19 protein-coding genes are annotated in these 24,296 nt (G+C 59.7%); 8 read left to right on the forward strand and 11 right to left on the reverse strand.

From position 1 onward, the window contains the following. Positions 1-153 precede the first annotated feature (153 nt). The gene (locus KW838_RS04905; protein ID WP_102700640.1) at positions 154-1,026 is read left to right on the forward strand and encodes a LysR family transcriptional regulator; all 873 of its coding nucleotides are present in this window, start codon (positions 154-156) and stop codon (positions 1,024-1,026) included. A 119-nt stretch (positions 1,027-1,145) separates the two neighbouring features. Here KW838_RS04905 and KW838_RS04910 read toward each other — a convergent pair whose 3' ends face one another. Further along, the gene (locus tag KW838_RS04910; protein ID WP_218500566.1) at positions 1,146-2,009 is read right to left on the reverse strand and encodes a LysR substrate-binding domain-containing protein; all 864 of its coding nucleotides are present in this window, start codon (positions 2,007-2,009) and stop codon (positions 1,146-1,148) included. Between the two features lie 109 nt (positions 2,010-2,118). Here KW838_RS04910 and KW838_RS04915 point away from each other — a divergent pair, with 109 nt between their 5' ends. From KW838_RS04915 to KW838_RS04925, 3 genes are all read left to right on the forward strand, one after another. Then, positions 2,119-3,228: a 2-aminoethylphosphonate--pyruvate transaminase gene (locus KW838_RS04915; protein ID WP_218500567.1), complete on the forward strand. Its 1,110-nt coding sequence runs from the start codon at positions 2,119-2,121 to the stop codon at positions 3,226-3,228. A 152-nt stretch (positions 3,229-3,380) separates the two neighbouring features. Beyond that, on the forward strand, positions 3,381-4,208 hold the full coding sequence (gene phnX / locus KW838_RS04920) for a phosphonoacetaldehyde hydrolase (RefSeq protein WP_007976965.1): 828 nt from the start codon (positions 3,381-3,383) through the stop codon (positions 4,206-4,208). A 221-nt stretch (positions 4,209-4,429) separates the two neighbouring features. Continuing rightward, entirely contained in the window at positions 4,430-4,990 is a 561-nt protein-coding gene (locus KW838_RS04925) for a cytochrome b (protein ID WP_218500568.1), read from the forward strand. 126 nt (positions 4,991-5,116) lie between these two features. Here the strand turns inward: KW838_RS04925 and KW838_RS04930 are convergent, their stop codons facing one another. From KW838_RS04930 to KW838_RS04955, 6 genes are all read right to left on the reverse strand, one after another. Next, complete coding sequence (locus KW838_RS04930; protein ID WP_218500626.1) at positions 5,117-6,043, reverse strand: 1-aminocyclopropane-1-carboxylate deaminase/D-cysteine desulfhydrase; 927 nt, start codon at positions 6,041-6,043, stop codon at positions 5,117-5,119. A 186-nt stretch (positions 6,044-6,229) separates the two neighbouring features. Then, a complete protein-coding gene (locus KW838_RS04935; protein WP_102700634.1) occupies positions 6,230-8,269 on the reverse strand; it encodes an FAD-dependent oxidoreductase in 2,040 nt (679 codons plus the stop codon). A gap of 172 nt (positions 8,270-8,441) precedes the next feature. Next, positions 8,442-9,233, reverse strand: a complete 792-nt coding sequence (locus KW838_RS04940) for an enoyl-CoA hydratase/isomerase family protein (protein ID WP_218500569.1) — start codon at positions 9,231-9,233, stop codon at positions 8,442-8,444. Positions 9,234-9,331: 98 nt separating this feature from the next. After that, complete coding sequence (locus tag KW838_RS04945; protein WP_102675597.1) at positions 9,332-9,718, reverse strand: tautomerase family protein; 387 nt, start codon at positions 9,716-9,718, stop codon at positions 9,332-9,334. A 47-nt stretch (positions 9,719-9,765) separates the two neighbouring features. After that, on the reverse strand, positions 9,766-11,223 hold the full coding sequence (locus KW838_RS04950; protein ID WP_218500570.1) for a coniferyl aldehyde dehydrogenase: 1,458 nt from the start codon (positions 11,221-11,223) through the stop codon (positions 9,766-9,768). A gap of 108 nt (positions 11,224-11,331) precedes the next feature. Beyond that, positions 11,332-13,707 (reverse strand): crotonase/enoyl-CoA hydratase family protein, encoded by a 2,376-nt coding sequence (locus tag KW838_RS04955; protein ID WP_218500571.1) that lies wholly within the window; start codon positions 13,705-13,707, stop codon positions 11,332-11,334. 126 nt (positions 13,708-13,833) lie between these two features. On the opposite strand from KW838_RS04955, the gene KW838_RS04960 reads away from it, so the two are divergent. Then, positions 13,834-14,763, forward strand: a complete 930-nt coding sequence (locus KW838_RS04960) for a LysR substrate-binding domain-containing protein (protein ID WP_256358714.1) — start codon at positions 13,834-13,836, stop codon at positions 14,761-14,763. Between the two features lie 43 nt (positions 14,764-14,806). On the opposite strand, the gene KW838_RS04965 is transcribed toward KW838_RS04960, so the two are convergent. Beyond that, positions 14,807-15,784 carry an AraC family transcriptional regulator gene (locus KW838_RS04965; RefSeq protein WP_256358715.1) on the reverse strand — a complete coding sequence of 326 codons (978 nt, stop codon included), beginning with the start codon at positions 15,782-15,784 and terminating at the stop codon, positions 14,807-14,809. Positions 15,785-15,943: 159 nt separating this feature from the next. Here KW838_RS04965 and KW838_RS04970 point away from each other — a divergent pair, with 159 nt between their 5' ends. Together KW838_RS04970 and KW838_RS04975 are read left to right on the forward strand one after the other, a co-directional pair. After that, a complete protein-coding gene (locus KW838_RS04970) occupies positions 15,944-17,530 on the forward strand; it encodes a GMC family oxidoreductase (protein WP_218500572.1) in 1,587 nt (528 codons plus the stop codon). Positions 17,531-17,677: 147 nt separating this feature from the next. Next, the gene (locus KW838_RS04975) at positions 17,678-18,337 is read left to right on the forward strand and encodes a MarC family protein (protein WP_102700627.1); all 660 of its coding nucleotides are present in this window, start codon (positions 17,678-17,680) and stop codon (positions 18,335-18,337) included. 75 nt (positions 18,338-18,412) lie between these two features. On the opposite strand, the gene KW838_RS04980 is transcribed toward KW838_RS04975, so the two are convergent. The 3 genes from KW838_RS04980 to KW838_RS04990 form a co-directional block, all read right to left on the reverse strand. Next, a complete protein-coding gene (locus tag KW838_RS04980; RefSeq protein WP_218500573.1) occupies positions 18,413-20,125 on the reverse strand; it encodes an arylsulfatase in 1,713 nt (570 codons plus the stop codon). 282 nt (positions 20,126-20,407) lie between these two features. Then, entirely contained in the window at positions 20,408-20,854 is a 447-nt protein-coding gene (locus KW838_RS04985) for a hypothetical protein (protein WP_102700626.1), read from the reverse strand. 165 nt (positions 20,855-21,019) lie between these two features. Further along, complete coding sequence (locus tag KW838_RS04990) at positions 21,020-21,979, reverse strand: LysR family transcriptional regulator (RefSeq protein WP_218500574.1); 960 nt, start codon at positions 21,977-21,979, stop codon at positions 21,020-21,022. Positions 21,980-22,132: 153 nt separating this feature from the next. Here KW838_RS04990 and KW838_RS04995 point away from each other — a divergent pair, with 153 nt between their 5' ends. Further along, positions 22,133-24,169, forward strand: coding sequence for an alkyl/aryl-sulfatase (locus tag KW838_RS04995; RefSeq protein ID WP_102700624.1), 2,037 nt, complete (start codon positions 22,133-22,135; stop codon positions 24,167-24,169). Positions 24,170-24,296 lie beyond the last annotated feature (127 nt).

The following is a 24,296-nucleotide window of genomic DNA, read 5'->3' on the forward strand; positions in this document are numbered from 1 at the left end:
GAGTCCTGTTTCGCACGCCCAGGCTCATGGCACCCGCTGCGGTTCGACTGACCGGTCAGCGGGGCTGAGAGTGATAAAAACAATTACTGTTTAATAAGTGAAATCGATTTATCGTATTTCCAAAATAAGCTTTGCTTGTTACTGGAGATATCGATGTCGGTTTCCCACGCCCAACTCAAAGCGTTCCATGCCGTTGCGGTACATGGAAGCTTTACCAAAGCCGCCGAGCGGCTATTTCTGACGCAGCCGGCGATTTCCGACCAAGTGCGCAAACTTGAAGAGCGCTACGGTGTTTTGCTGTTTCACCGCAACAAGCGTTCGGTGCGCCTGACCGATCTGGGCGAACGCCTGCTGAGCGTTACCCAGCGGCTTTTTGTGATTGAAGCCGAAGCCCAGGAACTGCTGCAGGAGTCCCAGGCCCTGCAGACCGGCAGCCTGATTCTGGCGGTGGATGCGCCGGTGCACGTGCTGCCGCAGATTGCCCGATTCTGCGAACGCTACCCCGGGATCAGCGTGAAGATCGAAACCGGCAACACCGATGAGTCGCTGTTTCGACTGTTCAACTATCAGGCCGACCTGGCGTTGCTGGGCCGTGACGTCAGTGACGAACGCCTGATCTCCCTGCCCCTGCGCAATGACCCGATGGTGGCGTTCGTGTCGCGCAATCATCCGTGGGCCGACCGTGAATCCATCACCCTCGCCGACCTCGATGACACACCGCTGGTACTGCGGGAAATCGGTTCGGTGACGCGCCAGACCCTGGAGGAGGAAATGGCCGGCGCCGGGTTCCGCATTCGTCCGGCGATCCAGGTTGAAGGCCGGGAAGCGGCGCGTGAAGCGGTGGTGGTCGGGATTGGCATCGGCGTGGTGTCGGCGGCCGAGTTCGGCGCCGACTCACGGGTTTGCTCATTGCCGATTACCGATTGCAAACGGCGGCTGACTGAAACGCTGGTGTGCTTGCGCGAGCAGAGTTCGCGGCGAATCGTGGCGACGTTTCTTGAGATGGTTCGCGAGAGTCTTGTGTAGGCAGGACCGAAGCCATCGCTGGCAAGCCAGCTCCCACAGGTATTGAGTCGTACACAAAATCGGCGAACTGGCATAAATCCCTGTGGGAGCTGGCTTGCCAGCGATGGCGGCGGACCTGCCTACGGAGTGGGCGCCAAACCCAAAAAAGCCTGAATCAACCGCAAATCCCGGCGCCGCTCCATGCACCCGATCATGTGCCGGTTCTCCAACCCCTCGCCAATGATCGGCACCGCCGCCACTCGCGGGTCGTGGCTGACTTCCACCGACGACACCACCCCTACCCCCAGTTCGGCGGCCACCGCCTCGGTCACCGCTTCGCGGCTGTCCAGTTCCAGCAGCACCCGCGGATTGACCCTGGCCTGGGCGCAAGCCTCATCGAAGGTGCGCCGGGTAATCGAACTCGGTTCGCGCAGCACCATGATCACCTGGTCCAGTTCCTTGAGCTGCACGCCTTTGGTCTTCTGCGCCCAAGGGTGCCCGTCGGGCACCAGCGCACAAATCCGTGATTCGTTCAGCGCCTGCAGATGCAAGCCCTTGCGTGGCTCGACTTCGGTCAGCACCGCCACGTCGGCATGTTCGGACAGCAGCGCCGCCAGGGTTTCCTGGGCGTTGCCCAGGCGCAGGTTCACCGTGATCCCCGGATAGCGCGCGCGCAGGCTGGCAAGCATCGGCATGACCATGTGCGGACCGTCCGCCGCCACCTCCAGGCGCCCCGTCAACAATTGCCGGTTGGCTTCGAGCATCACCTGCGCCTCTTCGGCCAGGCCGAACATCGCCCGGGTGATCGCCGCCAACTTGGTGCCCTCCTCCGTCAGTTCCACGCGTCGGGCGGTGCGGCGCAACAGGGTGATCTGATAGTGCTCTTCCAGCGCCTTGATGTGCCCGGTGACCGCCGGCTGGCTGATGAACAGCCGCGCCGCCGCCCGGGTAAAGCTGCCCTCCCGGGCCACCGCATCGAAGGCGCGGAGCTGAAACAGGTTCATGAATAATCCTCACTGATGGCTGGCATAACAATAAACAATTTGATTGATAGCACGGCAAATTGCAATTTAAGCCCCGTAGCTTCACCCCATCGATTGCGAGGACACGAAAATGAGTGCTGCCGAACCCATCCTGCTCACCCCCGGCCCGTTGACCACTTCGGCCCGCACCCGTCAGGCGATGATGATCGACTGGGGCTCATGGGATGACCGCTTCAATCAACTGACCGCCAGCCTCTGCGAGCAATTGCTGGCGATCGTCAACGGCGCCGCCACCCACCACTGCGTGCCCTTGCAAGGCAGTGGTACCTTCGCCGTCGAGGCAGCGATCGGCACCCTGGTGCCTCGCGATGGCAAGGTTCTGGTACTGATCAACGGCGCCTACGGCAAACGCCTGGCGAAAATCTGCGAAGTGCTGGGCCGTTCCTTCAGCACCTTCGAGACCGCCGAAGACGAACCGACCACCGCCGCCGACGTCGACCGCCTGCTGCGCGCCGACGACGGCATCACCCACGTCGCCCTGATTCACTGCGAAACCAGCACCGGCATCCTCAATCCGCTGCCGGAGATCGCCCAGGTCGTCGCGGGACACGGCAAGCGCCTGATCATCGACGCCATGAGTTCCTTCGGTGCCTTGCCGGTGGACGCGCAACAAGTGCCGTTCGACGCCCTGATCGCCGCCTCGGGCAAATGCCTGGAAGGCGTGCCGGGCATGGGTTTTGTCTTCGCTCGCAAAGAATCCCTGGCCAGCGCCGCCGGCAACTCGCATTCGCTGGCGATGGACCTGCAGGACCAGCACGCCTACATGGCCAAGACCGGCCAGTGGCGCTTCACCCCGCCGACCCACGTGGTCGCGGCGCTGCACGAAGCCCTGCTGCAATACAACGAAGAAGGCGGCTTGCCGGCCCGGCACGAACGCTACGCCGCCAACTGCCAGGCACTCATGGAAGAGATGGGTAACCTGGGGTTGCGCAGCTTCCTGCCGGCGGCCATTCAGGCGCCCATCATCGCCACCTTCCACGCCCCGAAAGATCCTCGCTACCAGTTCAAGGAATTCTACGAGCGGGTCAAGGCCAAGGGTTACATCCTCTACCCCGGCAAACTGACCCAGGTCGAAACCTTCCGCGTCGGTTGCATCGGGCATGTGCAACCGGACGAGATGCGCCAAGCCGTGGCCGCGATTGGCGAAGTGTTGCGCGAGATGGAAGTGCTGGAGATCTGATTCACCCCGATCCCCTGTGGGAGCGAGCCTGCTCGCGAATGCAGTCTGACATTCAACATAAATGTCGGCAGATATACCGCCTTCGCGAGCAGGCTCGCTCCCACAAAGAACAGTTTTCCTAAATAGCCAGTTATTACAGGATTCAGATCACCATGAACTACTCCAACCCAAGCAAACTCCAGGCCGCCATCCTCGACTGGGCCGGCACCGTGGTCGACTTCGGCTCCTTCGCCCCGACGCAGATTTTCGTCGAGGCGTTCGCCGAGTTCGACGTCCAGGTGTCCATCGAAGAAGCCCGTGGCCCGATGGGCATGGGCAAGTGGGACCACATCCGCACCCTGTGCGATCTGCCGGAAGTTGCCGAGCGTTATCGCAAAGTCTTCGGCCGCACGCCGACCGACGACGACGTCACCGCGATTTACCAGCGTTTCATGCCGCTGCAGATCGAAAAAATCGCCGAACACTCGGCGCTGATTCCGGGCGCTCTGGAGACCATCGCCAACCTGCGCGAGCAAGGGATCAAGATCGGCTCCTGCTCCGGTTACCCGAAACAGGTCATGGACAAGGTGGTCGAACTGGCTGCCACCAACGGCTATGTGGCCGATCACGTGGTGGCCACCGACGAAGTCCCGAATGGCCGCCCATGGCCGGCCCAGGCGCTGGCCAACGTCATCGCCCTGGGCATCGACGATGTCGCCGCGTGCGTGAAGATCGATGACACCGTGCCAGGCATTCTCGAAGGTCGCCGCGCCGGCATGTGGACCGTGGCGCTGATCTGCTCGGGCAACGCCCTGGGCCTGGATTACGAAGGTTATCGTGCGTTGGGCAGCGACCAACTGGACAGCGAGCGCAAGCGCATCCATGCAATGTTCGAAGATTCGCGCCCGCACTACATGATCGACACCATCACCGATCTGCCGCAGGTGATCGCCGACATCAACAAGCGCCTGGCCAACGGCGAAATGCCGCAATCGAGCTAAAAACCGCACCGCCCTTGTAGGAGCTGCCGCAGGCTGCGATCTTTTGACTTTCCGGTCCCCAATGCCGCCGAAAATCAAAAGATCGCAGCCTGCGGCAGCCCTACATCAATTACCTGACAGCGATCGATCACCTCAGGCAAACCCGGTGAAACAGGATTACAGTTAAGGCACACCGTCGGACAAGAGCGGTGGCTTTAAACCGGACCTCTGAGGAACACCGTATGCCGTGGAAAAACTCCGAGTCGCGCTACAGCACCGTATCGATCACGCTGCATTGGTTGATGCTGGTCCTGCTGGCGCTGGTTTACGCCTGTATCGAGTTTCGCGGGCTATTTCCCAAGGGCAGTGGCGGGCGCACGCTGATCGTCGAATCACACTTCATGCTCGGCCTGACCGTATTCGTCCTGGTCTGGCTGCGATTGTTCGCACGCAGTCTCGGCCCGGCGCCGCAGGTCTTCCCCGCTTCGCCGCCGTGGCAAACGACGCTGGCCAGGCTGATGCACTGGGCGCTGTACATTTTCATGATCGTCACGCCGATTCTCGGCTGGCTGGTCACCAGCGCCAAAGGCAACCAGGTGATGTTCTACGGTTTCGACCTGCCGATGCCGATCGCGGAAAACAAGGAGCTGGGCAAACAACTCCAGGACTGGCACGAGCTCGGCGGCACTATCGGCTATTGGCTGATCGGCCTGCATGCCGTGGCCGCGCTGTATCACCATTATGTGGTGGGCGATAACACCTTGCTGCGGATGATGCCCAAAGGCGAAACCCGCGATAGCTGAACTTGACGGCAACCCGAGAGGTGGGAGCGAGCTTGCTCGCGATGGCGGTGTGTCAGTCGACAAATGTGCCGAATGCAATGCCCTCATCGCGAGCAAGCTCGCTCCCACATTGATTTGCGGTGCGTTTCAGGCTTGTGAATCAAACCCTCGCCGCCCCTGCAAGCCGCCGGTGTGGATGAAGACCAGTCGTGTACCTTGGGCGAATCGGCCCGCTTCGACTTGTTGCTTGAGTGCCAGCAGCGCCTTGCCGGTATACAGCGGTTCCAGGGGTATGCCGCTGGCCTGCCCGGTCTTTTCGATGAACTCAAGCAGCAGCGGATCGACCTTCGCGAAGCCGCCGCGACTGGCCTCAAACAGCTCATACGCCGCATCGACCACTCCGGCCTCCTGCACGATCCGCTCGACCTGCTGCACCACCCCATGATCGTCAGGTACCGCCAACGCCCCGTAAACCGGATGATCACCGGCTTCGGCCAGCACCAGCCCCGCGAGGGTCGTGCCGGTTCCGCAGGCCAGCCACCAGCCGTCGTAATCACTCCAGCCCAATCCAGTCAGTTGCGCACAAACCTGCGCCCGCAACTGCATGCACCCTCGTGCGCCGGGTAATCCGCCCCCACCTTCAGGCACCGGATGCAATGTCGGATACTGCGTTTGCCATGGCTGCCAAAAACCGGCCTCGTGTCGCGCCCGATAGCCGCCGTAACCCAGCCAGTGCAACTGCATGCCAAATGCCTGCAAATCCCTCACGGTCGGCGTTTCCTGAGGATGCCCGCGCAACAGGCCGACGGTGGCAAAGCCGAAACGCTTGCCCGCCGCCGCCAGGGCGTGGAGGTGATTGGAGTGCGCGCCACCGAGACTGATGATGCCTTCGGCCCCCGCGCGGTCGGCGGTCTTCAGGTGTTCGATGAGCTTGAACCATTTGTTGCCGCTGATCAGCGGATCGATCCGGTCCAGACGCAGGATGGCGACTTCGACGCCGGCGTGGGTGAGCCAGTCGAGGTGAAGGGGTTCGAGGGGAGCCTGGGGTAGCCAGGTATCGGGAGGAAGAAGCATCAATGCCGGCTCTGGGTGAAGAGCCGGCATGTTATCACCTGGTTTGTGGCGAGGGAGCTTGCTCCCGCTCGCCTGCGCAGCAGGCGCAAACCCGGAACACTCGATACTTCTGATGTACCGGACCTACCGATTTGGGGCCGCTTCGCGGCCCAGCGGGAGCAAGCTCCCTCGCCACAGACCTGTCTGTTACAACTGCGCCGCCAACCGCGAACCCTGATTGATCGCCCGCTTGGCATCCAGCTCTGCCGCGACGTCCGCGCCACCGATCAGGTGCACGCTCTGCCCCGCCGCCACCAGGCTTTCATGCAATTCACGCAGCGGGTCCTGCCCGGCGCAAATCACGATGTTGTCCACTGGCAGCACCTGCGGCTCGCCGGTTTCGCCGATGCGGATGTGCAGACCTTCGTCGTCGATCTTCAGGTATTCAACGCTGTTGAGCATCTGCACCTGCTTGTTCTTCAGACCCGTGCGATGGATCCAGCCGGTGGTCTTGCCCAGGCCGTCGCCGACCTTGGACTTCTTGCGTTGCAGCAGGAACACCTCGCGGGCCGGCGCATGAGGTGCGGCCTTGATACCGGCGACACCACCGCGTGCCTCAAGGTGCGTATCGATGCCCCACTCCTTCCAGAACGCGGCGCGATCCTGACTGGTGGCGACACCTTCATGAACGAGGAACTCGGAAACGTCGAAACCAATACCACCGGCACCAATCACCGCAACACGCTTGCCGACCGGTTTGCGCTCCAGGATCACATCCAGGTAGCTCAGCACCTTGGCGTTTTCCACGCCAGGAATGGCCGGCACGCGCGGCGCAATGCCGGTGGCCAGGATGATCTCGTCGTAGCCGCCTTCGACCAGCTGTGCCGCGTCGACGCGGGTGTTCAGGCACACCTCGACATTGGTGGTCTGCAGCTTGCGGTTGAAGTAGCGAATAGTCTCAAAGAACTCTTCCTTGCCCGGAACGCGCTTGGCGATGTTGAACTGACCGCCGATTTCGCTGGCCGAATCGAACAGCGTCACCTGATGGCCACGCTCGGCCGCCACGGTCGCGGCGGACAAACCGGCAGGGCCGGCACCGACCACGGCGATTTTTTTCGGTTGCTGCACGGGCAGGTAATTGAGTTCGGTTTCGTGGCAGGCACGCGGGTTGACCAGGCAACTGGTCAGCTTGCCGCCGAAGGTGTGATCGAGGCAGGCCTGGTTGCAGCCGATGCAGGTGTTGATTTCATCGGCACGACCTTCAGCGGCCTTGTTGACGAAATCCGGATCGGCGAGGAATGGCCGCGCCATGGACACCATGTCAGCATCGCCCTCGGCCAGGATTTGCTCGGCGACTTCCGGCGTGTTGATGCGATTGGTGGTGATCAGCGGAATATTCACCGAACCACGTAGCTTGGCCGTGACCTTGCTGAACGCCGCACGCGGCACTTTGGTGGCGATGGTCGGAATCCGCGCTTCGTGCCAGCCGATACCGGTGTTGATGATGGTCGCGCCGGCCTGCTCGATGGCCTTGGCCAGTTGAACGATCTCTTCCCAAGTGCTGCCGCCTTCGACCAGGTCGAGCATCGACAGACGGAAAATGATGATGAAGTTCGGGCCGACCGCTTCACGCACGCGGCGAACGATTTCCACCGGCAGGCGCATGCGGTTTTCATAGCTGCCACCCCAGCGGTCGGTACGGTGGTTGGTGTGGGCGGCGAGGAACTGGTTAATGAAATAACCTTCGGAGCCCATGATTTCCACACCGTCGTACTCGGCGGTTTGCGCCAGTACCGAGCAGGTGACGAAATCGCTGATCTGCTTCTCGATGCCTTCCTCGTCCAGCTCCTTGGGCTTGAACGGGTTGATCGGCGCTTGAATGGCGCTGGGTGCAACCTGTTTCGGGCTGTAGGCATAACGACCGGCGTGGAGGATCTGCATGCAGATTTTACCGCCCGCGTCATGAACGGCACGGGTGACGATACGGTGCTTGAGCGCCTCTTCTTCGGTCGTCAGCTTGGCCGCACCGGAATACACGCCACCTTCGTCGTTCGGGCCGATACCGCCGGTGACCATCAGGCCGACACCACCACGGGCACGTTCGGCAAAGTACGCCGCCATGCGTTCGAAACCACCCGGTTTCTCCTCAAGGCCCGTGTGCATCGAACCCATCAGGGTGCGATTGCGCAGCGTGGTGAAACCCAGGTCCAGCGGAGCCAACAGGTGCGGGTATTGAGCGGCGGTCATCGGTAACTCCACATCGTTCGATCACGGAAAGTGCAGGAGCTCTACGGCCCCCATCAGTCATGTTCGACAGACTAAGAGTCGCGACGCGGCTGCTCAATGACCGTAACTGACAACTTAATGATCGAAATGAGCAGCAACAGGGGGTGACCGGGAGTGGCCACCCCTCATATGGTCAATTCCCCGTAAATACCGGCTTGCGCTTTTCGAAGAAGGCGCGTGCACCTTCAGCCTGATCCTTGCTCGCCGCGCAGCGCAGGAAAGCCTTGCGCTCTACACGCAGTCCTTCGTCCAGTGTCCTCTCGTCGGCGCCTACGATACAGCGCAGTACACCGTCCACGGCCAGTGGCGCCTTCTCAGCCAGTTCCTGCGCCAGCGCCATCGCTGCTGCCTTGAGTTCGGCGACGGGATGAACGGAACGCACCAGCCCCATGCGCAAGGCCTCGTGACCGTCAATCCTGCGGGCACGCAACACCATATCGAGCGCGTTGTCACGACCAATGCAGCGAGTCAGGCGCACCGAACCGCCCCATGCCGGCACGGTTCCCAGATCCATCTCGGGCAGACCTATCTGCGTGCCCGTATCGGCGGCAAGACGGAAATGGCAGGCCAGGGGCAATTCGAGCCCGCCGCCCAGGCAGTAGCCGAACATAGTGGCAATCGACGGCTTGCCCAGGGACTCGATGCGCGCCAGAACACGTAGGCGCTGGTCAAGCACGGTGTCCCAACCACCGCGGGCTGGAACCTCGCGCATCGCCTCCTTGAGGTCCATGCCAACGGAGAAATTGGCCTCGCCTTCACCCGTGAAAAGCAGGGCACGTACACTTGAATCGGTGGCGGCCTCTTCAACCGCCGCTTCCAGAGCGTCGATGAAAGCGAAGCTCATTCGGTTGATCGGTGCGTCATTGATGCTGATGGACATAACGGCGCCGTGGCGCGTGATCAACAGGGGGTTTTCGTTGGACATGATGGGTGATTCCTTTTTTTTGTAAGGGGCGCCTACGACGGTCGCAAAATTATCGGCCGTCAAAAAATGCGCAAATGTTTTCGTCGCAGCGAAGCGTGTCAGGCCACTTCAGGGGGCTGTTCCGGTTCCGGGAAAATATGACCGCCTTCCATGGCCCATGAAGCGGGAATGTCGACCACTGCCACCACCACTGCATTCGCATCGGCCCCGGTGACTGCCATGTAAACGTCGGTGATTGCGCGCAGGATGGCGTGGCGCGTCGCTTGTGGTCGTCCTGCACGTATCTGGCCGCGAATTATCGCGGGGGTCGCGACTTGGCCGGCGGTGAATGCGCTTCCCGCTTCAAGCTCCTTGAACAGCACGTGCACATAGCTGGCCGGCGCGCCCGTCTCCTGGGTGTGAATGGATGTGATGGACTCGGCCAGCGATTGGCGTTGACGCTCGCTGAGCGTTCCCTTGACGGTCTGGCATTCATAGAGGGGCATGGAAAACTCCTTTGAAGACGTTATGCAACAGTCAGGTACACAGGGCTTCAGCCCTTCAACTTGATGATCAGTTCGATCAGTTTGTTGGGCTTGAGCGGTCCTTTGTCGTAGGGCGGCAGCATCATCCTGGTGGCCGCGAAGAAGCCCTGACGATAGACGGGGCGCATTTTGGAAAAGGTCTGAAAGCCTTCGTAACCGTGGTAATGGCCCATACCGCTGGCGCCGACGCCGCCGAAGGGCATGTCGTGCTGAGACACGTGCAGCAGCGCGGTGTTGATGCATACGCCGCCCGACATGATGTGGGACACGTAGTAGTCCTGCAGGGCGCGGTCCCTGGTGAAGGGATACAGCGCCAGTGGCCTGTCGTGCTGGTTGACATAACCGGCCACTTCTTCGCGAGTGGTGTAGGTCTTGACCGGCAGCAGCGGGCCGAAGATCTCGCGCTGCATGATGACCATGTCGTCGCTGACGTCGAACACCAGGGTCAGCGGGAACTTGCGCAGGGTCTTGTCCGGCGTCTGCTCGGGGAAAAGATTGACCACGCGCGCGCCCTTGGCCACAGCATCATCCAGCGTGGCCTGCATGCGGTCATAGGCGCGCTGGTCGATCATGGAGGTGTAATCGGCATGATTGATATCGGGGTAGCGCTCGGCTATGACCCGCTGGGCTTCGCGCTCGAAGTCCGCCTCGGAGCCGGCGGGAATGAAGACATAGTCGACGTTGGTGCAGATCTGGCCCGCGTTGAAGGCCTTGCTCCACATGATGCGATCGACGGCCAGGGTCATCGGGAAATCCGGCGCGACCACGGCGGGTGATTTTCCGCCCAACTCCAGCGTCACCGGGGTCAGGTTGCGCGCAGCATTCGCCATCACGGCGCGGCCGGTCTGACCCGAGCCCGTGAAGAAGAGATGGTCGAAGGAGATCGAGGAAAAAGCCGGGCCCACCGAGCCATTGGCGCCGCTGTCTTCGAAGAACTGAAGCTGTTGCGGCTGGAAATATTTCGGTGAGATGGACATCAGAAGACGCGTCAGATTGTTCGAGTTTTCCGACATCTTGACCATCGCCCGGTTGCCGGCGGCGAAGATGGCGGTGAGTGGCCCGAACGACAGCAGCAGCGGAAAGTTCCAGGGTACGATCACGCCGACCACGCCCAGCGGCTGGGGAATGACACGGTTACTGGAGGTGGGGTAGACCATCAGATCGATGTGGCGCTTCTGCGGTTTCATCCACTTCTTCAGGTGCTTGATGGTGGACTTGATATCTCCCAGCACGACGAAAAACTCGGCGAACAGCGTCTCGAAGGTGGAGCGGTTGCCGTAGTCCTGGTTGATCGCTTCGATCAGTGCCTGGCGGTTGTCTTTCAGCATCCGCGCCAATTTCTTGAGGTCTTCCACGCGCTGGGCATAGCTGCGCTCGGGCGTGGCGAGGTAGGCGGCGCGTTGGTGCTCGAAGCAGGATTGCATGGCGGGGGGAACGATGGGCTGGGCAATGTTCAGGGCACTCATGCCGAGTTCCTTGTGTAGTGATTGAAAGGCGGCAAATGGGTTTGGCTACGCTTGTCGCGCAGCCGCCCCCCTTCTATTGCAAAGGATTCAATGCATCCGGTGTGGCGCTCACGCGTCCTTGAAGTTCGGCGCTCGTTTTTCCAGGAAGGCTGCTGCGCCTTCCTTGAAGTCTTCTGCGCCGGTCAACCGGGCGACTTCACTGAGCAGTGTTGCAAGCGCCGCCTCGGGGCCTTTTTCACGGGCCAGGCGCACCGACGCAAGCGCTGCTTTAACCCCGGACGGTGAGTTCTGCGCAATCAGCCGTGCGAATTCGAAAGCGCGCGTCATCAGCTGGCTCTGCGGTACGACTTCTTGCACCAGCCCCATCCGGCAAGCGGACTGAGCATCGAACTCCTCCGCCGTCAGGATGTAGCGAAGCGCGTTACCGAGACCGATTTTTGCCGGCAAGAACACGGTGGCCCCCCCGAACGGGAACAACCCGACTGCCACCTCGCGCTGAATGAACGTGACCTCTTGCGCGGCGATAACAATGTCCGCCGCTGCCGCCAGCTCCACCCCCAGGTTCATGCACTTACCATGAACGGCGAGAACCACCGGTTTGCTTCGGCGGCGAACGGCCGGGTCGATTTCGAGCATATCCACCAGCGATGGATCGCCGATACGCAACTCTCCCCGCGCGGCGAGAGGCGCAGTGCTGACGATGTCCATGCCCGAAGTGAAGACCAGGCCATTGGCATGCAACACCGCACAACGCAGGCTTGGATCGTCTTCGTAGATCGCCATGGCCTTGGCCAGGCCGATGAACATGTCGCGGTCGAAGGCATTCATCTTGCGCGGACGGTCCAGGCAGATCGACAGCACATTACCGTGGCGCGTGACTACGACCCGATCCTCAAGGCGGTCGCCGGACGCGGCATGGGTTTCGCGTTTTTCGCGCTCGCGCAGTACCAGGATCCGCCGCAGGATTTTCCCTGCCGGGTTCTTCGGAATGGCGTCGATGAACTCGATGTCGCGCAGTTTCTTGTAGGGGGTTACACGCTGTGCGACGAAGTCGATCAGTTCGGCTTCGGTCACAGGTGAGCGCAGCACAACGAAGGCTTTGGGCACTTCACCGGATTCGGTGTCAGGGCTGGGCACGACGCCGGCATCCGCCACCGCGGGGTGCATCAACAACACACTTTCGAGTTCGACCGGGCTGATCTGGAAGCCTTTGAACTTGATGAACTCTTTGGCGCGGTCGATGATTCGCAGATTGCCGTGTTCATCGATCCGGCCTACATCTCCGGTTCGCAGCCAGCCCTGCGCATCGATCGTTTCGGCGGTTGCCGCCGGATTGTTGAAGTAGCCGAGCATCACATTGGGACCGCGTATCAGCAGCTCGCCATCCGCACCTGGCGCCACGTCCTGGCTGCCGCCGATTTCCACGACCCGCACCTCAATGCCATGCATCACCCGGCCGACCGAACCTTCGGCCTCTTTCGGCATGCCCGGCTCGGAAACAGCGCCGGTGGTGGTGGATTCGGTAAGGCCCCAGCCGTTGAGCACCGGTACTTTCAATCGATCGGCGGCGCTCTTCAGCAGGTCAGCACTGATGGGCGAGGCACCGGAGATGGCCAGGCGCAGGCTCGACAGGTCGAAGTGATCGACCAAAGGATGCTTGGCAAACTGCAACACAACGGGCGCAACGACCGGAGCGACAGTGATTTTGTAATCCTGAATCACGCGCAAAGTCACTTCCAGGTCGAGAGCTGGCAATACGATCAAGCGCGCGCCCTGAGAAAGCGCCGAGCCTATGAAGCTGGTCTGTCCATAGATATGGAAGAACGGCAGCGCCGCCAGGATGGTGTCGGACTTGCGGAAAACCTGGGCGGCGGTCACCTGCTCGGTCGCCGCGACGTAGTTGCGATTGCTGAGCATCACCGCCTTGGGGAAGCCGCTGGTGCCACTGGAGAACATCAGGGCCAACAGGTCCTTTTGCAGATCACGGCAGCGCTCTTCGGCCAGAGGCTTGCCCACCAGCAACGAGGCAAACGGCGTGAGGCCCGCAGACTCACCCAGCACGATAATTTCTTTCAACTCCAATGTGATCAAGGTGTCACGCAGCCGTTCGAAGACTTGCGGGGTGACGATCACACGCGTGGCCCCCACCAGCTTGAGGAGTTCTCGCACGTCCTCCGGCGAGGACATGGGATTGAGTGTGGAGTACACGCCGCCGGCGAAGGCTATACCGTACAGAGCCACCGGGAACCAGATGCTGTTCGGCGCGATGATGGCGGTGACCTCCCCTGGCTCCAGACCGCGCTCTATCAGGTTGCCGGCAAGCACACGCACATGCCGGGACAGTTCGGCATAGGTCAGTTGTTCACCGCTCAGCCCGTCGATCAGCGCAGGGTTGTCTGCGTAGCGTTGGATTCGCTCCAGGAATAACCCGGCGAAGGACCCGACAGGCACTTCCAACGGCCTTTGCAACAGAAATGAATTCATGTTTTTACCCCGCTCGTGGTATTGGTCGTGGCGTGTTCCGGGGCGCATAGGTGCGCCTCGGATCATCGATCTCGTGAACAACAGTACGAGCGGGGTCGTGAGCTCGACAAACGACATTGGTTTTACTTGGATGACAAAATGTCACGTGAAAAGAAGATCCTCATCCCGGCAGAAAGCGTGCGACAACTGCCTGCGCTCAATGCTTTTGAAGCCGCTGCGCGGCTGGGCTCCTTTCAAGAGGCCGCGACGTTCCTGCACCTGACGCCTTCGGCAATCAGTCACCAGGTTCGAAGGCTGGAAGGCGTATTGGGTGTGGCGCTTTTTGTTCGACGCAATCGGCAAATCGAATTGACCGAAAGCGGTCGCAAGCTCCAGCTGCACGTCAGCCGGGGGTTGGCGGAGATCTCTATCGGGCTTCAGGCGGTCAAGCAAGCCAGTGATACCAACCCTTTACGCATCAGTGTGGCGCCCAGTTTCGCGGCGACCTACCTGAGTGCGGGCATGGCGCAGTTCGAACGTGAGAACCCGGATATCACCGTGCATATGGAGTTTTCATCCAGAGTGGCCGATCTGGAAGCCCGCGAGCTGGACATCGCCATTCGCCATACCACGCAAACCCGATTCAACGTATTTTCGGAAAAACTGGCGGATGTATCCGGTGCGCCTGTCTGTGCACCGCAAATAGCGGCAAGACTCGTTGCCGGGGAGCGCATCGAAAGTATCCCTCGCATTGCGCTAGCCCAGGCGCCTGGCGTCTGGACACTTTGGAATCAAGCCGCCGGACGCATGGATATCCCGCCACAGCGTGAGCTGCTTTTTGAAAGCCTGAGTGATGGCCTGCAGGCGGCCATCGACGGACACGGATTGATGATGGCTCCGCTGGGGCTGATCGAAAAGCACCTGAAGACAGGCCAATTGGTCCTGCCTTTCAAGGAGAAGCTGGAGCGCGTGTCGGCTTACCGCCTGCTGTGTCTCAATGGCAATGAGATGTCTCCCAAAGTCTTGCGGCTGCGGCGCTGGCTGAAGGCTGTGATTCGCAATAGCGGTGACGGTTGAGATTTCTCCAGCCAGCAGGATCCGCGCGAAGATCGATAAAGCTTCATTCGAACAACTGACGACGCCTGGCTCCCGGCGACATGGAAAACCAGCGCTGGCAAGCGCGATTGAACACGCTTTGTTCGCTATAGCCGAGCAGACCGGCAACCTGGGACATCGGCATGTGCCGCTCTGCCAGATAGTGGTCGGCACGGTCACGCCGCAAGCTCTCGACTATTTCATCGAAGCTTCTCCCCTGCTCGGCCAGCCTTCGCTGCAACATACGCACGTGCATGCCCAGTTGTTCGGCAATCAATGGCAAACGGCAACGCTGTATCGGCATCATGCGCAACACCAGGCGCTCGACCTGACTGACAACATCCGACGTCGCTTGCAAGTCGAACTGCTGGAAATACTGCTCCAGTGCGCGATGCAGGTAGGGGGCCTGCTGTTCAATCCGCTGATTGAGTTGTTCGTCACGAAGTACCAGGGCGTTGCAGGATTGCCCGGTGCACACCGCGGTTTTGAAATAGCGCCGGTACCGTGCCTGAGCCACTGAGTGATTGGCGGAAAACAGAACCGCCTGGGCAACGAAGTTGTCGCCATACAGCAACTTCATGCCGTTATGCGCCACCCCCATTGCCAGCTCCACCATTTGCCGTCGCGGGGTCGGTCCGGACAGGCGGATGTCGATCAACAGGCGCGGCGCGTGGTTCTCGCTCAGGTCCAGATCAAGCTGGATGCCCGGGCTGTGGTAGCCGATAAAACGGATGATTTGCTCCAGCGCCTCCCCCGCCGTTGCGCACGTTCGAGCGATGACCGCAATCGGCCCCAAGACGTGCAAGTCCTGGTATTCGGCCATGCGCAGGCCGAAATCAGGGCAATCGAGCTCTCGGGCGGCAAACTCCAGCAGCCCGACCAGCGAACGCAACGGTATCCGTGCTTCCTCGTCCATCAGCACGTCCGGATGGATGCGGAAGCGCTCGAGCATGAGGTCGGCTTGCCCGCCAAGCTGGCTTGCCACCTCACGGAATCCGGTCAAGGAGCTTGTTCTGATCAATGTAGTCATGTCGTCAAAGATCAAATAATTGGCATGAGAGGTCAATAATTTTCTAACGCCTTCAGCCAACAATCGGTCCCAGGTACCTTTGTTGCTTCCTGGTGAAGCAGCCCCTGTTCGCTCGCTCGGGATCATTGTGTGATGGAATTCGACTACGTAATCATTGGTGCCGGTTCAGCCGGCTGTGTCCTGGCCAACCGCTTGAGTGCAAATCCCGATATCACGGTATGTTTGCTGGAGGCCGGTCCGGAAGACCGCTCGCCATTGATCCATGCCCCGGTGGGCGTCGCGGCGATCCTGCCGAGCCGACACGTCAACTGGGCATTTCACACAGTACCGCAGCCCGGCTTGAACGGCCGTCGCGGCTACCAGCCACGCGGCAAGGTACTGGGCGGAAGCAGCTCGATCAACGGCATGGTGTATATCCGCGGCCACCACAGTGACTTCGACGATTGGCAGGCGCTGGGCAATCCCGGCTGGTCGTTCGCCGAGGTACTGCCGTACTTTCGCAAGAGTGAAATGAGCCACCGCGGCGCATGCGACTACCACGGGGCGCAAGGCGAACTCTATGTCGGCAGGAACCCGATGCATCCCGTCACGCAAGCTTTCATCGAGGCGGGACAGATGGCCGGACACCGCCACAATCCCGACTTCAATGGCGTCGACCAGGAAGGCGTTGGCCAGTTCGATGTGACGATCCGCGACGGTCGGCGCTGGAGCACGGCCACCGCGTTCCTCAAACCGGTTCGACACCTGCGCAAGAACCTCACGGTGCTGACGTCGGCCGCGGCCGAACGCATTGTGCTCGAAGGCAAAAAAGCCGTCGGTGTCGAGCTGCGCCTCAAGGGCAATCGCCAGACCATCAAAGCACGCCGGGAGGTCCTGCTGAGTGCCGGTTGTTTCGGCAGCCCACAATTGCTGATGCTCTCGGGGATTGGCCCGCAAGAGGAACTCAAGCCCCAAGGCATCACGGTGCAGCACGAACTGCCCGGTGTCGGGCAAAACCTGCAGGACCATCCGGATGTCGTGCTCAGCTACAGGAGCCAGGATACGTCATTGATGGGTGTCTCACTGCGCGGCAGTGTGAAGATGGGCAAGGCATTGATCGACTATGCCCGTCATCGGCGCGGCCCTTTTGTGAGCAACTTCGCCGAAGGTGGCGGCTTCTTGAAAACCGATGCCAAACTTGCACGCCCGGATATCCAGCTGCATTCGGTGATCGCGATGATCGACGACCACAACCGCAAGCTGCACTGGGGTCACGGCTTCAGTTGCCACGTCTGCGTGTTACGGCCCAAGAGCACCGGCAGCGTCGGCCTGCAATCAAACGACCCGAGCGCCCCACCGCGCATCGACCCGAACATTCTCGGGCATGACGAAGATGTCGAGACCCTGCTCACGGGCTACCGCATGACCCGGAACATCATTCAACAAGCGCCGATGGCGCGTTATGGCTTGAAGGATATGTTCAGCGACGGCTTGTACGGCGATGAACAGCTGATCGAGCTGTTGCGCCAGCGTACCGACACCATTTATCACCCGGTCGGTACCTGCAAGATGGGCAACGACGAGCGTGCGGTGGTGGACAGCCAATTGCGCGTGCATGGCATCGAGGGGCTGCGGGTGGTGGATGCCTCGATCATGCCGACGCTGGTGGGCGGCAACACCAACGCCGCTTCAATCATGATCGCCGAACGCGCGGCGGACTGGGTGTCCGCCAGTAGGTGATCCTGCCGTCGAATCGACCTTCGGCGTTGCTGCCGGAGGTCAGCGGTATCGGTACACAGGTTCCGAACAGTGCGGCAGTGGTTTGAGGTGATTTGTTCCTGATCAGCTAAGGTAACTTGGTCAACCACCCGTTTGGGCAGACCATCCATGAACACCTACTTCACCCTGTTCTTCGGCATGTTCACTACCCTGCTGGCAATCATCAACCCACTGGAGGCCATTCCGGTATTCCTGGGTCTGCTGCAGGGCAAAGACTCTGTCGAACAGCGCCGTGTTGCACGCAAAGCCTGTCTTTACGCATTGCTGTTGATGTTTTTCTTTTTGATCTTCGGCAACCTGCTGCTGCGTTTGTTTGAAGTTCCGCTGAGTATGATTCGAGTGGTCGGCGGGGTGATCCTGATGCGAATCGGGTTCGAGCTTTTTGCGCCCTCGCCCGACAGCAGCCTGATTCCAAGCGGTGGCAAAGGCGACGAGGACGTATCTTTCATCCCCATGGCCATGCCGATCATGTTCGGCCCCGGCGCCATTGCCACGGTGATTGGCCTGACGAGCACCATCAAGGACTCCGACCGCGCCGTACTGTCCTTCGCCGTCGTGGCGCTGGCGATCTGCGCCACCATGCTGGTCACTTACCTCTCGTTGGCCTACGCCAACAACATTCTCAAGAAGATTGGCCCGCAAGGCATCGATGCCGCGACCCGCATCGTCGGTTTCTTCGTTTCGGCGATGGGCGTGGGTCTGATCTTTCACGGGACGGTGGAGTTTCTGCAGTCCTATGGGGTGCTACTCAACGGTGTAGCGAAGTAGGACTGAAAGCTCTCCCGAAAAAAACGGGCGCCTGTTGGGGCGCCCTTTTTTTATGGCAGCTCACCAGCCGCGAGGTTAATCGTGTCCGTTATGACCACTCTGCCGCATGGCTTTGAGGATGCCGTCCAGGTTGTAGGTTTCCGGCGCCTGCATAGGCGGGAAGTCCTTGTACGACATCAGCTCCTTCTCCCAGAGCAACTGTCCGATCGGCAGCATGTTCCAGTTGTAGATATAGGCGTTACCCGCTGAGCCCAAGGCACCGGCATAGCCCGAGATGGACTTGGCGTCGGCACCAACGGTTGTTTCAAAGGGGTCGCGCTTGAGGTTCAGCAGTTGGGTCCAGTGGAAAGTGGTCGCGCCATACAACCCGCCCGTCGCGGTATCCGGCACTATGGTGTAGTACATCTTCCAGTTCTTGTAGCGCACCGCCGAAGGTTGTGACCCGGTGTAGTAGAAGAAGGTGTCGCGCGCCGACTTGTCGGACTTGCCGGTCAGGTAGTCCGTCTGATCCACGCCATCGAGCTTGGTCTTGACGATGCCGGGGTAATTGCCCGCCATGATCTGCTCGTTCAGCTCATTGCCCTTCTTGCCGCCAGCGATACTGACCAGTGTCGGCACCCAGTCGAGGGAGGCAAAGATGTCGGTCAGGACAGTGCCTGGCTTGATCACCCCGGGCCAGCGGATGACCAGCGGAGCGCGCATGCCACCCTCCCAGGTGGTCAACTTGCCGCCTTTGAACGGGGTTGTACCGCCGTCGGGGAAGGTAATGGTTTCCGCACCGTTGTCGGTGGTGAAGACGACTATGGTGTTGTCCAGTTGGCCCATGTCCTCGAGTTTCTTCAGGACATAACCAATATTGTCGTCCAGTTGCTTCATGCCTGCTTCGTTGGTGCCCCAGTCTTTTCCGCCGGGCTCACCGACCATGGCGTCATACTTGGGTGGCAGCACCGTGGTGATGTGCATGCGCGCCGGGTTGTACCAGACGAAGAAGGGCTTGTTGGTCTTCTTCGGATCGTTGCGGTCGAGGAAGTCGATGACCTTGGCAGAGATTTCTTCATCCACGGACTTCGAGCGTTCCAGCGTCAGCGGCCCTTCGTCCTTGCATGTGGTGTTCTTCTGCGTACCGTCGCTGGAGACGCAGGACATGACCGGACGAGGTGGCGTCAGGCAGGTACCTTCCCGCGGATCGATGGCGCCTGGTACATCCGGCAGCCCATTGATGGGAGAGGTCTTGCAGGGCGGTGCTATGCCCTGCACCTGCGGCGTCTTGTTGATATCGACAAAACTCACGCCCTGCATCGCATCGAGGTGATAGAGGTAGCCCCAGAATTCCTGGAAGCCGTGGGAAGTCGGCAGTGCCTCAAAATTGTCACCCAGGTGGTTCTTGCCAAATTCGCCCGTGTTATAGCCCAGATCCAGCAGGAACTTGGACAGTGTCGGGGTACCAGGGCGCAGCCATGAAGGGCTGCCGGGCAATTGCGGTGGGATCATGCCGGTTCGCAGCGGGTGCATCCCGGTAAAAAAAGCATTGCGCCCCGCCGTACAACTCTGCTCGGCGTAGTAGGTCATGAATTTCGCGCCTTCCTGGGCGATGCGATCGATATTCGGCGTTTCACCCACCGCCAGGCCCTGGTGATAGATGCTCGGCTGCATCCAGCCGATGTCATCGGCCATGATGAACAGGATGTTGGGTTTCTTGTCTGCCGCTTGAGTCACTGTCGACAGGCTGGCTGCACCTGCAAGACTGCTTAACGCCAGTCCCGTCAGTACAAGTTTTCTCAGTTTCATGAACTTGATCCTCTTCCAGTTGATTCACATAACCACCCATCTCGGATACGTCGTGCTCTCATCTCTCAAGGCTCAAAAACTTCAACTGCCCCATCCTTAATACTGACGGTCGTCCGTCACGGGTGCGGCTTCCTTAAATATGTTGAGCTTTGACCGCAATGGCATTTGGCTCCAGTCCTATGCATACCCAGTATTCAGCCCTACCACTAACCGGATGGTGAGTATAGACGCGCATTTACAAGGAGCCGGCCGCAAAGCCGCCCCTTCATGGATCACCTCATTTCATCGCTTTGCCTGCGCGACATCGCCGCAGAAAATATCGACGCTGCCATCTTCGGGTGATGTACGCACGACGATGGAATACTTTCCGGAAAGCAACTCTGACGTTGCGATAGGCGCATTACGGTAAAAGCTCCAACCGTTGGACCCGGCTTCATTTTTTGTATTGACCTTATCGTTCATCGCATAGGCGACAGGTCCGGGTTGCTGACAGCTGCCTTTGTTGATGAAGGTGTAAATGCGCGGCGGCAGGAGGGTTCCGGTCGGAACGCCCGTGATATAGAAATCAAAATTGGTTTGGTTGCCTTCGGCTGTCAGGGTGGCGTTGCCTGTCTGGCCCGCATTGCGGTGGGTGGCCGCCAGAGGCAGATTCATTGAGTGGTTTGAAGCCGTGCTGCAACCGAAGAGACCTGCAATGAGTAGCGCGAGTGGAACGATGCGGGTATTCATAACAACCTCCAAAAGTGGAAGAAGTGCATGGGGGAACATTGGGTATAGCTCATTAATAAATGGGCTGTACCTCAATAAATCCGCATTGGAAAACTTCACACCTGCCACCCGGCGATCAGGAAAAAAAATAGAAGAAACGCTGACAGTGTCATCTGTCCCTGGCGTTCACGCCTCCATGATCTTGACCAACAGACTTTCGCGCTGGCAAACGTCGGCCTCCACTGCCCTCACTTCTTTCATGAACACCTCTACCGCGGGGGGCAGCGAACGTTCCTTGAGGTAAATGAAGCCGTACCGGGTACGCAGTGCGAGGTCCTGAACGGGTAACGGCGCGATTTCTCCCGCCGACAATTCGCGCTCGAACGTCGACAGATTCCCCAGCGCCAGGGCGTTGCTGTTCTCGACGAACTTCACGATTTGCATGGGCACATCAATTTCGATGGCCGGTACGAAGTCTCCGGTCAACGCATCATAGGCACCGGCGCAACCCAGCGTTGCCGGAAGCAAGTGGGTCGCCAATCGCAAGGGAATGCGCGACGCCACCCAGGGGTAATCGAGTGTTTGTGCCAGCGTCAGGGGACGGTTTTGCGCCAGCAGCGGATGGTCCGGGCGACAGAACAGGCGGCCTTCATGTTCCCCCAACAGCTCGCAGGTGAGTTCTTCCCGGCCTTGCAATGTACTGATTTCAGCGATGCCCAGATCCACCACGCCGGTTGTGACCTGATGCGCCACCTCCCGCCACCCGGCCACATGGGCCGTCACCTTGATTTGCGGATGCCGGGCATGCATCCGCGCGATGCTGGCGTAGCCGCTGATGATACTGGGGTAAGGACCGAAAGCGACTTTCAGTGCGCCGATATCCCCGCCCGCCAGCAAGGCAATGTCACGCCGCAGATCCTGTTCTGCCACCAACAGGCGCTGACTCTTCTCCCGAAGCAAATGACCAAATGCAGTCAATACAACACCGTCGGTGCGTCGATCGAACAACGTGACCCCGAGTTCGCGCTCCAGCAACTGGATGCTTTTGCTCAGCGCCGGCTGGGAAACACCCAGCGCCTTTGCCGCTCGGCCAAAGTGTGCGTGCTCGATCAATGCCAAAAACTGACGTAGACGGTTCGGCGTCATTTCATAACCTTTATGTTATCGAAAGCCTTTAAAACGGAATTTTTCGGAATTAACTCAATATGCTATTCATGGTTCGACAGGTCAAGCCGAGAACGCAGAACACTCGCGTTGCCTTGACGCCCTTGGACACTTCATCTGGCGCAGGAACCTTTCATGTACAACAAGACCCTCCATCTGGCACTGGCGATCACACTTGGCGGTGGCATCAGCCCTGGCGTTTTCGCGGCCGATGCAAACGGCGCAGCTTCCGATCCGGCTCCATCGCAAAACGTGCACTTCGACAGCAAGGGCAAGGCGCCTTCGTCCTACACGGTCGACATGCAGAACACTGTGCGCAAGACACTCCCCTTTGCAGACAAGCGCGACCTTGAAGAAGCGAAAAAAGGCTTCATCGCCGCACCGCCCTACAAGAAGATCATGGCCGACGCCGGGAACGTCGCGTGGAATATGGGCAGCTACAACTTCCTGAATGAAGGCAAGGATTACGACAGCATCAATCCGTCGCTGCAGCGTCAGGCGGTGCTCAACACGGCCTATGGTCTCTATGAAGTCGTTCCGGACAAGATCTACCAGGTGCGCGGGTTTGACTTGGCCAATATCACCTTCATCAAGGGCGACACCGGCTGGATTGTCTTCGACACGCTGCTGTCGAAGGAAACCGCCAGGGCCGCCCTGGACTTCATCAACGAAAAACTGGGCAAGCGCCCGGTCGTGGCGGTGGTGATCTCCCACTCCCATGCCGATCACTTTGGCGGAATCCGTGGCGTGGTCGACGAGGCCGATGTCCGCAGCGGCAAGATCCCGCTGATTGCACCGCAAGGTTTCATGGAGCATGCCGTGGCTGAAAACGTCTATGCCGGCAACGCCATGAACCGGCGGGCGTTCTTGCAATATGGTTTGCTGTTGCCGCACAGCCCCTATGGTCATGTCGACATGGCCATTGGTAAAAACGCTTCCAGTGGCAACATGGGCCTGATCGAACCTAATCGCTTTATTACCAAAGATTTCGAGACCCTGACCATCGACGGCGTGGAGATGGAGTTCCAGAGCACGCCTGGCACTGAAGCGCCTGCGGAGATGAACACCTGGTTTCCACAATTCAAGGCGTTCTGGGCAGCCGAGAACATCACTGGCACCATCCATAACATCTATACCCTGCGCGGCGCCCTCGTCCGCGACCCGCTGGTCTGGTCGAAGAACATCAACAATGCCCTGTATCGCTACGGTCAGACGGCAGACGTCATGTTCGCCTCCCACAGTTGGCCACGCTGGGGCAATGAGCGGATTCAGGATGTGATGCGCGCGCAACGCGATGCCTATGCCAACCTGAACAACGCCGTGCTGCATGCCGCCAACCAGGGCGTCACCATCAACGAGATTCAAAACGTCTATAAACTGCCCGAAAGCCTGAAAAACAACTGGGCCACCCATAGCTACCACGGCTCGGAAGAACACAACAGTCGCGCCGTGATCAACCGCTACCTGGGTTACTGGGATGCCAATCCGGCGACGCTGATGCCGTTGTCTCCAAAGGATTCGGCACCCTTGTATGTGGAAATGATGGGCGGCGCCGACAAGATCATGGCCAAGGGTCAATCCTTGTTCGATCAGGGCAAGTACCGCGAAGCCTATGAAATCCTCAACAAGCTGGTGTATGCCGAACCGCAGAACAGCAAGGCCAAGGACTTGCTCGCGGATGTCTATGAGCAAGTCGGTTATCAGAAAGAAAGTGCTGGCGTGCGCAATAGTTTCCTCTCGGCAGCCTATGAACTGCGCCATGGCATGCCCAAGGGTGTGCCGCCAAAAACGGGTGGTGCGGACATGATCCGCGGCATGAGCACCGAGTTATGGCTGGAGTACCTGGGCATTGCCCTGGATGGCAGCAAAGTCGCGAACCAGCACTTCATCTTCAACCTCAAGACACCCGATAACGGCGAGCAGTTTGTCGTGGAGTTGAGCAACTCGACGTTGACCAATATCAAGGGGCAGCAAGCCAGCAAACCCGACCTTACCATCACGCTTGACCGTGCTGACCTTGAAGGTGTGATGGCCAGGAAAACCAGCTTTGATCAACTTGTTGCAGCCGGCAAAGCCACTTTCGAGGGCGATCGCAAACCGTTCGAACTGTTGATGGCGGCGATCACCCCGTTTACTCCGACCTTTGAACTACTGCCAGGCACCCAACAGTAATCAACAAGGGCTGCGCTTCATCCTGCCCCGGGGTGAAGCGCTATGGCGCTCTACTTCACGACTCTGAATAACATGGATGGCGCTATTCACAAGTTGTTCCTTCCAATATCGAGAATATGAACTACCA

Origin of the sequence: Pseudomonas sp. PDM27 (genome assembly GCF_019219205.1) — a bacterium.
Classification (GTDB): Bacteria; Pseudomonadota; Gammaproteobacteria; order Pseudomonadales; family Pseudomonadaceae; genus Aquipseudomonas; species Aquipseudomonas laurylsulfatiphila.

Excerpts from the sequence above, each read along its gene's own strand:
- KW838_RS04970 (WP_218500572.1), top strand. The coding sequence starts at position 15,944 with ATGGAATTCGACTACGTAATCATTGGTGCCGGTTCAGCCGGCTGTGTC.
- KW838_RS04945 (WP_102675597.1), bottom strand. The coding sequence starts at position 9,718 with ATGCCCCTCTATGAATGCCAGACCGTCAAGGGAACGCTCAGCGAGCGT.
- KW838_RS04940 (WP_218500569.1), bottom strand. The coding sequence starts at position 9,233 with ATGTCCAACGAAAACCCCCTGTTGATCACGCGCCACGGCGCCGTTATG.
- KW838_RS04995 (WP_102700624.1), top strand. The coding sequence starts at position 22,133 with ATGTACAACAAGACCCTCCATCTGGCACTGGCGATCACACTTGGCGGT.
- KW838_RS04950 (WP_218500570.1), bottom strand. The coding sequence starts at position 11,223 with ATGAGTGCCCTGAACATTGCCCAGCCCATCGTTCCCCCCGCCATGCAA.
- KW838_RS04930 (WP_218500626.1), bottom strand. The coding sequence starts at position 6,043 with ATGCTTCTTCCTCCCGATACCTGGCTACCCCAGGCTCCCCTCGAACCC.
- KW838_RS04990 (WP_218500574.1), bottom strand. The coding sequence starts at position 21,979 with ATGACGCCGAACCGTCTACGTCAGTTTTTGGCATTGATCGAGCACGCA.
- KW838_RS04980 (WP_218500573.1), bottom strand. The coding sequence starts at position 20,125 with ATGAAACTGAGAAAACTTGTACTGACGGGACTGGCGTTAAGCAGTCTT.
- KW838_RS04905 (WP_102700640.1), top strand. The coding sequence starts at position 154 with ATGTCGGTTTCCCACGCCCAACTCAAAGCGTTCCATGCCGTTGCGGTA.
- KW838_RS04985 (WP_102700626.1), bottom strand. The coding sequence starts at position 20,854 with ATGAATACCCGCATCGTTCCACTCGCGCTACTCATTGCAGGTCTCTTC.
- KW838_RS04915 (WP_218500567.1), top strand. The coding sequence starts at position 2,119 with ATGAGTGCTGCCGAACCCATCCTGCTCACCCCCGGCCCGTTGACCACT.
- KW838_RS04975 (WP_102700627.1), top strand. The coding sequence starts at position 17,678 with ATGAACACCTACTTCACCCTGTTCTTCGGCATGTTCACTACCCTGCTG.
- KW838_RS04910 (WP_218500566.1), bottom strand. The coding sequence starts at position 2,009 with ATGAACCTGTTTCAGCTCCGCGCCTTCGATGCGGTGGCCCGGGAGGGC.
- KW838_RS04955 (WP_218500571.1), bottom strand. The coding sequence starts at position 13,707 with ATGAATTCATTTCTGTTGCAAAGGCCGTTGGAAGTGCCTGTCGGGTCC.
- KW838_RS04935 (WP_102700634.1), bottom strand. The coding sequence starts at position 8,269 with ATGACCGCCGCTCAATACCCGCACCTGTTGGCTCCGCTGGACCTGGGT.
- phnX (WP_007976965.1), top strand. The coding sequence starts at position 3,381 with ATGAACTACTCCAACCCAAGCAAACTCCAGGCCGCCATCCTCGACTGG.
- KW838_RS04925 (WP_218500568.1), top strand. The coding sequence starts at position 4,430 with ATGCCGTGGAAAAACTCCGAGTCGCGCTACAGCACCGTATCGATCACG.